Genomic DNA, 14,290 nt, shown 5'->3' on the forward strand with positions numbered 1-14,290 from the left:
TGCGATGCAGACCAATCTCGCGGACTTCATTCGCAATACACCGGACGGCAACGAGGCCAATGCCATCCTGCGCAAATGCGTGCACTGCGGTTTCTGCACGGCAACCTGCCCCACCTATCAAATCCTCGGCGACGAGTTGGACGGCCCGCGCGGGCGCATCTATTTGATCAAGCAAATGCTTGAGGGCGCACCGGTCACGCGTAGCACGCAGTTGCACCTGGACCGCTGTCTGACGTGCCGCAATTGCGAGACGACTTGTCCGTCCGGCGTGCAGTACGGGCGACTGGCGCAAATCGGGCGCAAGCTTATTGAGCAGAAGGTGCCGCGCCGCTGGCGCTCGCGGCTCGTACGGCGCCTGCTGGCAAGCTTGCTGCCGAATGCGACACTGTTCACGCTGGCGATGCGGCTCGGACAGCATTTGCGTGCGCTGCTACCCAAGCGGCTGCGCGACAAAGTGCCACCACGGCAACGTCCGCGCGCGTGGCCAACAGCGCGGCACCCAACCAAGATGCTAATGCTGACCGGCTGCGTGCAGCCCGGCATGATGCCCAACATCAACGTAGCGACTGCGCGCGTGCTCGACGCGCTCGGCATCGAACCGGTCGTGGCCGGCGACGCCGGCTGCTGCGGTGCCATCCGGCTGCACCTGGGGTACCACGCACAGGCGCTCGATGACGCACGCCGCAACATCGACGCCTGGTGGCCCTACATCGAGCAGGGCGCAGCGGCCATCGTCATCAATGCCTCCGGATGCGGCGTGACGGTCAAGGAATACGCACACCTGCTGCGCGACGATCCAGCATACGCCCACAAGGCGGCGCACGTGGCCAGCCTGGCACAGGACCTGGCCGAGCTGCTGCCCCGCTATGAAGCCGAACTCGCGTCCCGCCTACGCCGGCGCGGCGTCCATACGGTCGCTTACCACCCGCCATGCACGCTGCAGCATGGGCAGAAAATCACCGGTCGCGTCGAGCGGCTGCTCCAGGCGCTTGGACTGGAAGTGTGTGTGCCATCCGACGCACACGTTTGCTGCGGCTCGGCCGGCACGTACTCAGTGCTGCAGCCAGCGCTCTCCTACACGCTGCGCAACCAGAAGCTCGAACGCTTGTCGGCACTCGAGCCGCAGATGATCGTCTCGGCAAACGTGGGCTGCATTGCGCATCTGCAAAGCGGCACGTCGACGCCGGTCGCGCATTGGATCGAACTCGTCGATCGCCTGCTGTCCGATTAAACCCTTCCCGTTCCATGTCATGCCCTCCCTCATTGCGCAACATCTGGACGAAGTCCGCCGACGTATTGCCGCGGTGGCTGCAGCCGCCGGCCGCGATCCGGCGAGCGTGCAATTGCTCGCCGTGTCCAAGACCTTTCCAACCGACACTCTACGCGCTGCCCACGCGGCGGGCCAGCAGGCGTTCGGTGAAAACTATGTGCAGGAGGCATTGGACAAGATCGCCGCCCTGCAGCCATTGCGTGCGTCGCTCGAATGGCATTTCATCGGGCCACTGCAGTCGAACAAGACGCGGCCGGTCGCTGAACAGTTCGACTGGGTGCATTCGGTCGACCGACTCAAGATCGCGCATCGGCTGTCCGAGCAACGGCCCGCCCACCTGCCGCCGCTCAATGTCTGCGTGCAAGTCAACGTCAGCGGCGAGGCGTCCAAGAGCGGCGTCGCGCCCGATGAGGTTGCCACGCTGGCACGCGACGTGGCGGCGCTGCCTCGGCTGCGGCTGCGCGGACTGATGTCGATCCCTGAGCCCGTGTCCGGACTGCACGCGCAGCGCGCGCCCCATCGGCGATTGCGCGAACTATTCGATGCTGTCAATGCACAAGGCCTCGGCCTCGATACGCTGTCGATGGGCATGTCGGCCGATCTGGACGCGGCCATTCTCGAAGGCGCGACGATCGTGCGGGTCGGCACCGCGATTTTCGGCGCACGAACCTATCCCACTCACTAAACGGAATCCCCATGAAAATCGCATTCATCGGCGCAGGCAACATGGCCGCCGCCCTGATCGGCGGGCTGCTCAAGCGTGGCATCCCAAGCGCCAACCTGTACGCCATCGACCCATCAGCCGACGCGCGCGCGCGCTTGACGCAGCAACAGCCGATACAGACCGGCGAGGCTGCCGACGCCTCGCTCGGCGACTACGATGCGATCGTCATCGCGGTCAAGCCCCAGCTAATGAAAACCGTGGTCGAATCGCTCGCGCCGTGGCTGCGTGCGCAGCTGATCATCAGCATTGCCGCCGGGATCCGCGCGGCGGACATCTCGCATTGGCTCAACGGCTACCCGCGCGTAGTGCGCTCGATGCCCAATACCCCAGCGCTGATTGGCATGGGCGTAACCGGTCTGGCAGCACTACACGGTGTCGATGATGCCGACCGGGCGCTCGCCGAGCGGGTGCTGCGCGCGGTCGGCGAGATCGTGTGGTGCGACGATGAATCGAAAATCGATGCGGTGACGGCCATTTCCGGCAGCGGCCCGGCCTACGTGTTCTACTTCATCGAGGCCCTGCAGCGCGCCGCGCGCCAGTTGGGACTCGACGATGAACAGGCGCGCGCCCTGGCGCTCGCCACGTTCACCGGTGCCACCCAACTGGCCGCACAGTCAGGCGAGTCCGCCAGCGTGCTGCGCGAGCGCGTGACCTCAAAAGGTGGCACAACGGCCGCCGCGCTCGAGTCCTTCGAGGCCGACGGCATCGGCGCAGCAATCGTACGCGGCGCGTTGGCAGCCCACACTCGAGCGATCCAGATGGGCGACGCGTTCGGCAAACAATGAGCCGGCGCCGCGCGCTCAGAGCCCCGTGCTTGCATAGTGCGCGGCGATACCGGCGAACAGGATACCGCCAAGCCAGTTGTTGTGCATGAACGCCGCAAAGCACCGCATCCGGTCGCGGTCACGGATCAACGTGTAGTGGTACGCCGCACAGCCGAGTGCGCCCGCCCATCCAGCCCAGTACGCGACGGACCAGTGCCGCGCATAGCCGATCCACGCATAAATGCCCAGCATCGCTGCGTAGCACAGCATCACGGCCAGTACGTCAAAACGGCCGAACGTCAATGCAGACGTGCGAATGCCAATTTTGATGTCATCATCCCGGTCCACCATCGCGTAGGCGGTGTCGTAGGCGAGCGACCAGAACACGTTCGCCAGCAGCATCAGCCACGCGAGCGGCGGCACATGGCCCTGGATCGCGGCGAACCCCATCGGGATCCCGAAGCCGAACGCAACGCCCAAGTAGGCCTGCGGAATCGCGAAAAAGCGCTTCATAAACGGATACGTGCCCGCCACGAACAGCGCCGCGACAGAGAGCCACTTGGTCAGAGAGTTCAGCGGCAGGATCAGCAGGAACGACACCAGCGCAAGCACGGCCGCTACCGTAAGTGCTTCCCACGGGGCAATCTGGCCCGACGTGAGAGGTCGATCCTGCGTGCGCTTCACATGCTTGTCGAAATCGCGGTCTGCGTAATCGTTGACCGCGCATCCGGCCGAGCGCATCAGAACCGTGCCAATCGCGAAGATCGCAACGATATAGGCAGGGGGATGGCCGTCTGCCGCTACCCATAACGCGTTGAGCGTCGGCCACAGCAACAGCACGCTACCGATCGGCCTGTGCAGCCGCAGCAGACGGAAATACAACGGCAGACGCAAGGTTAGCGTGGACATCATGCAGCACTCGGATCGAAACGTCGTGATCCGTTATTTTAGGTGAAAATGCGCGTAGGCCGCCGCTTGCCGCCTGCTGGTCGCGCTGCGCCGCTTTGCGTGGGCCCCGCCAGGTGGCTTCGCGGGAGCGGCGCCACGCGGCTTCGCGTGGGCCGGGCCGCCCGGACAGCGGACCGGCGTACAGGCCATCACCCGTAGTGATGCGCCTCGACCTTCCACAGATGTTCGTCCACGCCGCGGGAAATTTCGGTGAACAGATCGGACGATGTCGGATCGCCGACGTCGGCCGTTGCGATGATCGCCTGGTGGACCTGCTGGCCGTACTTGGCCAACGCATCGGCAAGTTGCCGGACGTGGTCCTTGCCGTCCCTGAGTTCGAGCGGATACGGCGGCAGTGGCGACTGGCCGGCGACCTGCTGAATGCGGCCATCCGCTGTGCCGCCAAGCGCGACCAGTCGTTCGGCGCTCAAGTCCGCCCATGCGACCGCTGCCGAGTGGACTTCGTCGAACAACAAGTGCAATGTGATGAATTGCGGCCCCTGGACATTCCAATGCGCCTGCTTCGCCTGCCGCTGAAGATCGATTGCCGTGATCAATGACTGTCCAAGCAAGCCGATCGATTGGCGGCGGATGTCCTCGGGCAGCGTGTTACGAGTGGGGTGAAGTGACATCATGGCCTCCGTGGAAAAAACAGTCAGTTGACCGAGGCGGGCAATTCGAGTTTGCGCGTACCGGGTAGCTCGCACGCGCGGATTGCATCGCAGATCGCATCGATCGCCGGCATCCGCGTGAAGCTCTTGCGCCATGCCAGCACCACGCGCCGGTCCGGCTGCGGCTCGGTGAACGGCACGTAGCTAAGCAGGCCATTGTCCACGCCGCTCGCATGCGCGCGTACTTCCTGCACCGAGGTGCGCGGCAGCACGGTGATGCCCACGCCGCTGGCCACCATGTGACGGATCGTCTCCAGCGAGCTGCCCTCGAACGTCTTCTGAATCCCGTCCGCGTTCTGCGAAAAGCGCATTAGCTCCGGGCACACGCCCAGCACATGGTCCCGGAAACAGTGGCCGCTGCCCAGCAGCAACATCGTTTCCTGCTTCAGGTCCTCGGCATTGATCGCGTTACGCCGCTCCCACGGGTGCCCCGCAGGAAGCGCGACCACGAACGGTTCATCATACAGCGCACGGACCATCAAGCCGGTTTCCGAGAACGGCAGCGCCATGATCGCGACGTCAATCTCGCCTTGCTTGAGCAGTTCAATCAGCTTCAGCGTGAAGTTTTCCTGCAGCATCAGCGGCATCTGCGGCACCGCCTCGATCATCTGCTTGACCAGCGCCGGCAGCAAATACGGGCCGATCGTATAGATCACGCCGAGCCGCAGCGGCCCGACCAGCGGATCCTTGCCCTGCTTGGCGATTTCCTTGATTGCAAGCGTCTGCTCGAGCACACGTTGCGCCTGGGTGACAATCTGCTCGCCGATCGGCGTGACGCTGACCTCGCTGGTACCGCGCTCGAAGATCTGAACGTTCAGTTCGTCCTCGAGCTTCTTAATCGCAACCGACAACGTCGGCTGGCTGACGAAACACGCCTCCGCCGCCCGGCCAAAATGGCGTTCCCGGGCAACGGCAACGATGTACTTGAGTTCGGTGAGCGTCATTGTCGATTAATCGAGACGATACTTTCGATAGTTTTCTCTTATACGCGTTGCCGGCCCATTTGCCAAGGGCCTTTATCCCCTCGCCGGCATGGTCGCAAACCTGCCTTCTCACCCTCACGCCTTCAAGTACTGCTCGCGGCTGCCGAGCCAACGTGCCAAGTGTGCCGCGGCGGCCTGCGGATACTCGCCCAGCAGCCGCTCGGCCGCGCGCCGTGCCGGCTCGATTAGCCAAGCATCCTGTTCGATGTCTGCAAAGCGCAACATCGCTGCGCCGGATTGCCGCGCGCCAAGGAATTCGCCGGGGCCACGGATTTCCAGATCCCGGCGCGCGATCTCGAAACCGTCCGTGGTCTCACGCATCGTGCGCAGTCGTTCGCGCGCCGCCAAAGACAGCGGGCTGGCGTACATTAGCAGGCACACCGACGACTGGCTGCCCCGGCCGACCCGGCCGCGTAATTGGTGCAATTGCGCGAGGCCGAAGCGCTCCGCGTGCTCGATCACCATCAACGACGCATTAGGCACGTCAACGCCGACCTCGATCACTGTGGTCGCTACCAGCAAATGGATCTCATTGCGGGTAAAGCGCGCCATCACATCGGCCTTATCGGCTGCCGCCAGGCGACCGTGCACCAGCCCCACCTGCAGCTGCGGCAGCGCGGCGACGAGTGTCTCATAGGTGTCCACGGCAGTCTGCAGTTGCAGCGCCTCGCTCTCCTCGATCAACGGGCACACCCAGTACACCTGGCGTCCAGCCAGTGCGGCCTCGCGCACGCGGGCAATCACTTCATCGCGACGCGCGTCCGATACCAGCTTGGTCAGCACCGGCGTGCGCCCCGGTGGTAACTCATCGATCGTGGACACATCCAGGTCTGCGTAGTACGTCATCGCGAGCGTGCGCGGAATCGGCGTCGCGGACATCATCAATTGATGCGGCTGAAACCCCGACACCGCGGCTTCGGCCTGCGCCTTCGCGCGCAATGCAAGCCGCTGCTCGACGCCAAAGCGGTGCTGCTCGTCCACGATCACCAAACCAAGCCGGGCGAATTTCACCGCCTCCTGGATCATCGCATGCGTGCCGACCACCAGCTGCGCGTCGCCGCTGGACGCCGCCTCCAGTGCGGCGCGCTTGTCGCGCGCCTTCAAGCTGCCGGCCAGCCACGCAGTGCGCACACCCAGCGGCTCGAGCCAGCCGCGCAGTTTGCGCGCATGTTGTTCAGCCAGCAACTCGGTGGGAGCCATCAGCGCCGCCTGGTAGCCGGCATCAATCGCCTGCGCCGCCGCCAGCGCGGCGACCACCGTCTTGCCGCTGCCCACGTCCCCCTGCAGCAACCGCTGCATCGGATGCGCCGCGGCCAGATCCACCGCAATTTGTTCGCTGGCCCGCTGCTGCGCGCCGGTCAGTTGGAACGGCAGTGCGGCATGCAACCGCGTGACGAGCGCGTCGCGATCGGCAGCGGGACGACGCGCCATCGCTGGAGCGGCGCGCAAGCGCCGCTCATCATGCGCGCGTTTGAGCGACAATTGCTGCGCGAGTAACTCCTCGAATTTGATTCGCAACCAAGCCGGATGGGTTCGGTCCATTAGTGCGGCCTCATCCGCATCCGCACGCGGGTGATGCAGCGTGCGAACCGCATCAGCCAGCGGCGGCACCCCAAGCGGGGCCAGAAACGCGTCGGCGATCCGCGGCGGCAGCAACTCCGGCAAGGGTGTGCGTTGCAGCGCGCTGTCGATCGCACGGCGCAAATACGCCTGCGACACGCCGGCCGTACTCGGGTACACAGGCGTCAACGCGTCAGGCAACGGCGCGTCGTCTTCGACCACGCGGTATGCCGGGTGCACCATCTCCATCCCGAAGAAGCCCCCTCGCACGTCGCCACGCACGCGCAAGCGCGCGCCAGGCGCGAGTTGCCGGGTCTGAGAGCCCCAGAAGTTCAGAAACCGCAGCATCAGCACATCGCCATGTTCGTCGCGCAGCCGTACCAGCATCTGGCGGCGTGGTCGGTAGGCGATTTCATTGTCCACCACTTCACCCTGGACCTGCGCAGTCATGCCCGGCAGCAGTTTGCCGATCGGCGTCAGCGTCGTCTCGTCCTCGTAGCGCATCGGCAAATGCAGCACCAGGTCGATGTCACGCGCCAGCCCCAGCCGAGCCAATTTATCGCTCGGCCTACCACCCGACTTGCCGGCGGGCTTGGCCGCCGCGTTGGCGGCGGGTTTGACTGCAGTCTCAGTAGCGGGCTTAGCTGGAGCATCGGTAGCAGGCTTGGCTGGAGCATCGGCAGCGGGTTTGGCTGAAGCTTCGGTAGCAGGCTTGGCCGAAGCGTCGGTAGCGGGTTCAGCCAGGGCCTGGGTGGTAGGCTCCATCGTAGCCTTGTCGGTGGGCTTAGCCAAATCGTTGCCAGCGGGCCGAATGGCGGGACGGCCGACAGCTTGGGCAGCCGTGTCAGCGGTGGCTTGGACCGCGGCCTTGTCGCCGCCCGTGGCCGCCGGGGAGCGCTTGCGTGCTGACGGCCCGGCGGCGCACCCGGGCACGGTGGCACCGCCTGCGGCGGCATCGCCAGGCACGGCATCGGGTTCACCTGATCGCGGTAACACCGGCTGCGGATAACGGGACAAAGGCATTGGGCTATCGCAAGTACAATATCGATTTTATTGGCACGGCCCTGCATTGTGCATCAGGGTAGCGCGGTTGCGCGAGCGTGCCGCTGCGCTGCCCGTCCTATTTCATGTACACGCTGTCCGATTTCGATTTTGATCTGCCCCCGGAGCTGATCGCACAACATGCGTTGCCCGAGCGCAGCGCGAGCCGCCTGCTCGAAGTCACGCCGAGCGGCGCACTGCTGGACCACCGTTTCGGTGAACTGCCGGCTTGCATTGAGCCCGGTGACCTGCTGGTGTTCAACGACACGAAAGTGCTCAAGGCCCGCTTCGACGGGGTCAAGGCGAGCGGCGGACGTGTCGAAGTGCTGATCGAGCGCGTGACCGGTACGCGCACCGCACTCGCGCAAATCCGTGCAAGCAAACGCCCCGCGCCGGGTTCGACAATCCGGCTCGCAGACGCATTCGACGTGAGCGTCGGCGAGCGCGTCGAGCCATTTCATACGCTGCATTTCCCGCACGATTGCTTCGAATTGATTGACAGGTATGGGCGGTTGCCGCTACCGCCCTACATCGAGCACAGTCCCGACACGTACGACGAGGCACGCTATCAAACCGTGTTCGCGACGACGCCAGGCGCGGTCGCAGCGCCTACCGCCGGCCTACACTTCGATGCGCCAACGCTGGCTGCGCTGGATGCGCGCGGCGTGCGCCGTGCTACGTTGACGCTGCACGTGGGCGCCGGCACGTTCCAGCCGGTGCGCACCGACGACATTGCGCAGCACAAGATGCACAGCGAGTGGTACCACATCCCGCCGGCGCTCGTTGAAGCAATCGAGGCCACGCGGGCTGCGGGACACTCGGTGATCGCGGTCGGCACGACGTCGATGCGCGCACTGGAAGCAGCAGCCCGCGATGCCGAGCGCGATGGCCGTGAACTGCGTGCGATCCGTGCCGAAACGGATATCTTCATTACGCCCGGTTACCAGTTCCGCGTCATCGACCGGCTCGTGACAAACTTTCATTTGCCGAAGTCGACGCTGCTGATGCTGGTGTCCGCATTCGCCGGTGTCGAGCCGATCCGCCGCGCGTACCGCCACGCGATCGCGCAACGCTACCGTTTTTTCAGCTACGGCGACGCGATGCTGCTCACGCGGGCCGCGTCCGTTGCACAGCCATGACCCGACATCGCCACCCGCGCTCGCCGTCATCGCGCACCGCCCACGAGCCCGACCTGAACCCATCATGTTGAAATTCGACCTCTTGCGCACCGATGGCCTCGCACGGCGCGGCCGACTCACGCTGAACCACGGCACGATCGACACGCCGATCTTTATGCCGGTCGGCACCTATGGCACGGTCAAGGCCATGGCACCACGCGAGCTTGAGGACATCCGCGCACAGATCATCTTAGGCAACACGTTCCATCTATGGCTGCGTCCAGGACTCGATACGGTCACCGCGCATGGCGGCTTGCATCGCTTCATGGGTTGGCAACGGCCGATCCTGACCGACTCCGGCGGCTTCCAGGTATTCTCGCTTGGCGAGTTGCGCAAAATCACCGAGGACGGCGTGACGTTCGCGTCGCCGATCAACGGCGACCGGCTGTTCCTGTCGCCCGAGGTGTCAATGCAGGTGCAAAAGGTGCTGAACTCCGACATCGTGATGCAATTCGACGAGTGCACCCCGTACGCGACCGACGGCGTGCCCACCTCGCATGATGCCGCGGCACGTTCGATGCAGATGTCGCTGCGCTGGGCTAAACGCTCGCTCGACGAATTTAGGCGCCTTGCCAATCCAAACGCACTGTTCGGCATCGTGCAGGGCGGCATGTACGAGGCACTGCGCGACGAATCGCTTGCGGGGCTGTCGGATATCGGCTTTGACGGCTACGCGATCGGTGGCCTGTCAGTCGGCGAACCGAAGGAGGACATGCTGCGCGTACTGCAGCACATCGGCCCCAGGCTGCCGGTCGACAAGCCGCACTACCTGATGGGGGTCGGCACGCCGGAGGACCTGGTGGCCGGTGTGGCCGCCGGCGTCGATATGTTCGATTGCGTGATGCCCACACGCAACGCGCGCAACGGCTGGCTGTTCACGCGGTTCGGCGACTTGAAGATCCGCAACGCGATGCACCGCAACGACACGCGGCCGCTGGATGAAAGCTGCGCCTGCCATACATGCCGCCACTTTTCGCGCGCGTATCTGCATCACCTGCATCGCGTCGGTGAGATCCTCGGCGCGCAACTGAACACGATCCACAATCTGCATTACTACCTGAACCTGATGCAGGAGATCCGCGATGCCATCGAAGCGGGAACGTTCAACGCGTTCGTCACGCGCTTTCAAGCGGATCGCGCACGCGGCGTCGAATAGCGGCTCGCACACTTAAGCAGGAGCCGGATATCGCAGCGCTGAATCTGGCGCTGCCCCTGTTGGCGAGATGCCGGTGCGCCCGCCTGGCGCCGCGGCTGATGTCGATGTCGGTGTCGGTGTCGGTGTCGATGTCGGTGTCGGTGTCGGTGTCGATGTCGATGTCGGTGTCGATGTCGGTGCCGATGCCGATGTCGGTGCCGAAGCCGCGGGCACGGGCGCGGAGCGATCTTGTTCAAGCCTGCGCACTACGCCGACGATGTCAGCCGACAAGCGTTGCAGCGCACGCCGATGACCAGCCACAAGCGCCTCATAGCCGGCCGTAACGGGCTCCTCGATCGTGCTGTGGCATATCACGGGCACCCCGTCGGGCAACGCGCGCACGCTCCACGTCGCCTCCACGCCGACGTGCACGCCGGGCGCCGATTCGAAACGCTGCACGTTGACGTGAATCCGGAACACCGGCGCAGTAGCCAGATGCGGCGTGCGATAGACATCGATCGCGCCGAGCGCGCGGCTCAGTTCGTCAGACAACGCGCGGCCCACCTCATCAGACAACGGCGCACTCCACCGCTCGTGCTCAAGCAGATCCACCTGGCCTGGGCCGGTCGTGACGACAAACTGGGAGCGAGCCACTTGCTGCGGCACATCGATCGGCATCAACTCGATATAGAATCCCGCTGGCGCCGCACGCGGCGCCCCGCGTGCCGGCTCCGCCAGCGTATAAAAACGATCGGGCACCACACTGCCACACGCGCTCGCGAGCCATGCCGCCGCGCACAGGGCGGCAAGCAGCGCAATGTGTGCGGGACAGCGCCGCGAAGATCGGCACAACTTCATAGTTGATCTCTCCCCTTGCCGCGCAGCAGCGATTCAGGATGACGTTCGAGATAGTCCGACAGCGCATTGAGCGACTGCAGCGTACGAGTCAGCTGTTGCAGCGCCTGCCGCACGTCGGTCTGCAGCGGCGAATCCTGTTGCAATGACGACTGTGCGGCATGGAACGTTTGCTGCGCCGCGTTCAACGTGTCTTTAGCCTGCGGTGCAAGCTGTGTATCGAGTTGCTTGAACAAGCTGTCCGCGTTCTTCAACGTGCTGTTCAAGCGCGCGCCAATCTCGTCGAACGGCACCTTGTCAAGCTTCTTCGCAATGTCGGCCACCTGCAGCTGCAGTTCGTCCAGCGTATTGGGCACGGTCGGCAACTCGATCGGCGAGCGGCTCATGTCCACCTTGGCCGGCGGCGCATTCGGGAACAGGTCCAGCGCGACGTATAACTGGCTGGTGATCAGGTTGCCGGTGCGCAACTGAGCCCGCAGCCCCGATTTCACCAGACTTTCGATCATCGTCGCGCGCGCTCGCGCGCCGCCGGGGCGCGCCGCTTCGCGCACGCGCGGCCCTAGCCGGTCCGGGTACAGCTCGACGGTCACCGGCATCCGGAACGCCTGCTTCACCGGATCGTAATCGATACCGATCGAGCGTACCTGGCCCAGCACAATGCCGCGAAAATCGACCGGCGCGCCGACCGACAGGCCGCGCAGCGACTGATTGAAGTTCAGCACGAACGGCACCGCCTCGCCGTCCGGCGCTCGCATCGCATCGGCCTCATCGCTCGCCAGGCGGAAATGGGCGTCGTTGCGCGCTTGTTCGCCCCTCGGCTCGCTCGGCGGCGATTGGAATGCGATGCCACCAATCACCACGGCTGCCAGCGATTGCGTATTGAGCTTGAAGCCGCCCGAATCGAGCCGCAGGTCGACGCCGCTCGCATGCCACCAGCGCGTGTTCTTACCGACGTACTGATCATAGGGCGCGTTGACGAATACTTGCATCGTCACGCCGGTGCCGTTCGGGTCGAGACTGTAGCCCACCACCTGCCCGACCTGCACGCGCCGATAGAACACCGGCGAGCCGATGTCGATCGATCCCAGGCTGTCGCCGTGCAGTACGAATTGGCGCCCGCTCTGATCGCGCGTGACCGGCGGCGGCTGTTCGAGTCCGACAAACTGCTTGCGCGTTTCCCGCGACCGGCCGGCGTCCACACCAATATAGGCGCCCGAGAGCAGCGTGTTTAGCCCCGATACGCCGCTGGCCGCCACGCGCGGCCGTACGACCCAAAAGCGCGTGTCGGCGACGGCGAAGTCCTCGGCTTGCTTAGTCAACTCGACGGTCACGAGCACGGTGGTCAGATCCTTGGACAACGTGATGGTCTTCACGGCGCCGATCACCACGTCCTTGTATTTGACCTGCGTTTTGCCCGGCTCAAGCCCTTCGGCCGTCTTGAACGTAATGGTAATTGTCGGCCCGCGCTCCAGCACCGTCCTCACGAACAGCGACACGCCGACCAGCGCGGCGATCAGCGGAATCACCCAGACCAGCGACGGCAACCAGCGGCTCCTGCGCTGCACGACCGGCTCGGGCAGCCGCGGCGGCACGCCACCGCCAGCCGCCCCAGCGGGGCCGCCCGGCCCCGCTCCCGACGAGCCGGTCCCGGTGGCGTTGTTTTTGTTATTCATGTTCCTTTCCTGACGATTCGATGTTGTCCCAGATCAGGCGGGGATCGAACTGCATCGAGGCGATCATCGTGAGTACGACGACCGCGCCGAACGCAACCGCACCGGGTCCGGCGGTAATTTCCGCGAGCGAGCGGAAGCGCACCAGCGCGACAGTCAGCGTGATGACAAAGATATCCAGCATCGACCAGCGGCCGATCGCCTCGACGCCGCGATACAACCGTGTGCGCTGCAACGGCCGCCATCTCGAACCGGTTTGGGCCGTGATGGCCAGCAGCGTCAGTACAGCAAGCTTGAGCATCGGCACGAGGATGCTCGCCACGAATACGATCACGGCCAGCGGCCAGTCGCCAGAGGTCCAGAAATAGACGACGCCGGACATGATCGTATCGTCCTGCGAGCCGAGCAACGACGACGTATGCATCACCGGCAGCAAGTTCGCCGGCACGTACATCATCGCCGCGGCAATTAAGAACGCGTACGTGCGCGCAATCGAATCCGGCTTGCGCCCATGCAGCGTCGCACCGCAACGCGCACAGCACTGCCGTTCGCCGGTGCGCACCAACGGCGACACCAGCCCGCACGCATGGCACGCTACCAGGCCGGCGCGCTGCGCGCTCGGATAGCTCGTGCGCGGCGCGCTCATGAATGCCTCGTCGCGCGGCTGCACGTGGTCACGCCTTCGTCGAGTCGGTCCGCGACGTCCCATAGCACGCGGGGATCGAACGTCACCACCGAGGCGGTCATCAGCGTCAGCGCGCCGAACGCGAACAACGCCGCTTCCGGGCGCATCTCCGCCAGGCTCGACAGCTTGACCAGCGCAACGAGAATGCCGAGCATGAATACCTCGATCATGCCCCACGGCCGAATCCACTGGATCATCCGCAACAACTCGTCGAACGCATACGGGCGAATGCCGGCGCGCAACGAGAACAGCAAGTAGAGTAGCGCACACAATTCGGCGAGTGGAAATAGCGTCGTAGAGCACAACACGAGCATCGCAATCAACTGGCTATTTTCAGCCCACAGCGCGGCAATCGCGGCGGCCAGCGTCGTCTGGGTGGCGATCCCGCTAGTCTCCAACTGCACGATCGGCGCGGCCTGCGCGATCACGAACGTAATCAGCGCGGCAAGCGTCATCGCGGTCACCCGGTCCAGCCGCTCGGACAGGCCACGATACAGCACTGCGCCACAACGAGCGCAGCGCGCCACTGTGCCCGGATGCAGCGCGCGCTTGTAATGCAGCGCGTCGCACTGGTGACACGCAATCAGCTCGGTAGGGTCCATACAGGTTCGACGTTCCGGTAAGCGCCATGCGGCGATCCCCATCTTAGCAAAGCATGACGCCGGCGTTGCCTCCTTTAACATGAGGAGGGATTCGAGCGAAATACTACTGCATTGTTTCCTGTCAGGAGAGACTGACTTTTGTGCCGTCCGCTGACGTCGCATTGGCAGTTGCGATACGATGACGGCCAGGCAACGCGGCTTTTC

13 protein-coding genes are annotated in these 14,290 nt (G+C 64.6%); 5 read left to right on the forward strand and 8 right to left on the reverse strand.

The features are described 5' to 3' along the window. Window positions 1–4: 4 nt before the first annotated feature. From glcF to proC, 3 genes are read left to right on the forward strand one after another with little or no spacing between them, the layout of a single operon-like run. Entirely contained in the window at window positions 5–1,231 is a 1,227-nt protein-coding gene (gene glcF / locus RA167_RS10080; protein ID WP_076785439.1) for a glycolate oxidase subunit GlcF, read from the forward strand. Between the two features lie 19 nt (window positions 1,232–1,250). After that, window positions 1,251–1,955 carry a YggS family pyridoxal phosphate-dependent enzyme gene (locus RA167_RS10085; RefSeq protein ID WP_076785440.1) on the forward strand — a complete coding sequence of 235 codons (705 nt, stop codon included), beginning with the start codon at window positions 1,251–1,253 and terminating at the stop codon, window positions 1,953–1,955. Window positions 1,956–1,966: 11 nt separating this feature from the next. After that, the gene (proC, locus tag RA167_RS10090) at window positions 1,967–2,779 is read left to right on the forward strand and encodes a pyrroline-5-carboxylate reductase (RefSeq protein ID WP_076785441.1); all 813 of its coding nucleotides are present in this window, start codon (window positions 1,967–1,969) and stop codon (window positions 2,777–2,779) included. Between the two features lie 15 nt (window positions 2,780–2,794). On the opposite strand, the gene ubiA is transcribed toward proC, so the two are convergent. From ubiA to recG, 4 genes are all read right to left on the reverse strand, one after another. Next, window positions 2,795–3,667 carry a 4-hydroxybenzoate octaprenyltransferase gene (ubiA, locus tag RA167_RS10095; protein ID WP_076787410.1) on the reverse strand — a complete coding sequence of 291 codons (873 nt, stop codon included), beginning with the start codon at window positions 3,665–3,667 and terminating at the stop codon, window positions 2,795–2,797. Window positions 3,668–3,855: 188 nt separating this feature from the next. After that, complete coding sequence (gene dps / locus RA167_RS10100; protein WP_076787412.1) at window positions 3,856–4,338, reverse strand: DNA starvation/stationary phase protection protein Dps; 483 nt, start codon at window positions 4,336–4,338, stop codon at window positions 3,856–3,858. A gap of 23 nt (window positions 4,339–4,361) precedes the next feature. Then, complete coding sequence (locus tag RA167_RS10105; RefSeq protein ID WP_076785442.1) at window positions 4,362–5,321, reverse strand: hydrogen peroxide-inducible genes activator; 960 nt, start codon at window positions 5,319–5,321, stop codon at window positions 4,362–4,364. Between the two features lie 114 nt (window positions 5,322–5,435). Then, window positions 5,436–7,943, reverse strand: a complete 2,508-nt coding sequence (gene recG, locus RA167_RS10110; protein WP_076785443.1) for an ATP-dependent DNA helicase RecG — start codon at window positions 7,941–7,943, stop codon at window positions 5,436–5,438. 104 nt (window positions 7,944–8,047) lie between these two features. Here recG and queA point away from each other — a divergent pair, with 104 nt between their 5' ends. Further along, window positions 8,048–9,100, forward strand: a complete 1,053-nt coding sequence (gene queA, locus RA167_RS10115) for a tRNA preQ1(34) S-adenosylmethionine ribosyltransferase-isomerase QueA (RefSeq protein WP_076787416.1) — start codon at window positions 8,048–8,050, stop codon at window positions 9,098–9,100. 64 nt (window positions 9,101–9,164) lie between these two features. Beyond that, window positions 9,165–10,295 carry a tRNA guanosine(34) transglycosylase Tgt gene (tgt, locus tag RA167_RS10120; RefSeq protein WP_139337001.1) on the forward strand — a complete coding sequence of 377 codons (1,131 nt, stop codon included), beginning with the start codon at window positions 9,165–9,167 and terminating at the stop codon, window positions 10,293–10,295. 12 nt (window positions 10,296–10,307) lie between these two features. Here the strand turns inward: tgt and RA167_RS10125 are convergent, their stop codons facing one another. Genes RA167_RS10125 through RA167_RS10140 form a run of 4 tightly spaced genes read right to left on the reverse strand, consistent with a single transcriptional unit; the run spans window position 10,308 to window position 14,086 of the window. Next, window positions 10,308–11,132 carry a PqiC family protein gene (locus RA167_RS10125; RefSeq protein WP_076785444.1) on the reverse strand — a complete coding sequence of 275 codons (825 nt, stop codon included), beginning with the start codon at window positions 11,130–11,132 and terminating at the stop codon, window positions 10,308–10,310. Then, on the reverse strand, window positions 11,129–12,802 hold the full coding sequence (locus RA167_RS10130) for an intermembrane transport protein PqiB (protein WP_139337002.1): 1,674 nt from the start codon (window positions 12,800–12,802) through the stop codon (window positions 11,129–11,131). Before RA167_RS10130 ends, RA167_RS10125 begins: the two co-directional genes overlap by 4 nt. Further along, window positions 12,795–13,445: a paraquat-inducible protein A gene (locus RA167_RS10135; RefSeq protein ID WP_076787418.1), complete on the reverse strand. Its 651-nt coding sequence runs from the start codon at window positions 13,443–13,445 to the stop codon at window positions 12,795–12,797. The genes RA167_RS10130 and RA167_RS10135 overlap by 8 nt, the downstream gene beginning before the upstream one ends. Beyond that, window positions 13,442–14,086 (reverse strand): paraquat-inducible protein A, encoded by a 645-nt coding sequence (locus RA167_RS10140; protein WP_076785445.1) that lies wholly within the window; start codon window positions 14,084–14,086, stop codon window positions 13,442–13,444. Before RA167_RS10140 ends, RA167_RS10135 begins: the two co-directional genes overlap by 4 nt. Window positions 14,087–14,290: the final 204 nt, after the last annotated feature.

It is taken from the genome of Mycetohabitans endofungorum (genome assembly GCF_037477895.1).
Taxonomy (GTDB): Bacteria; Pseudomonadota; Gammaproteobacteria; order Burkholderiales; family Burkholderiaceae; genus Mycetohabitans.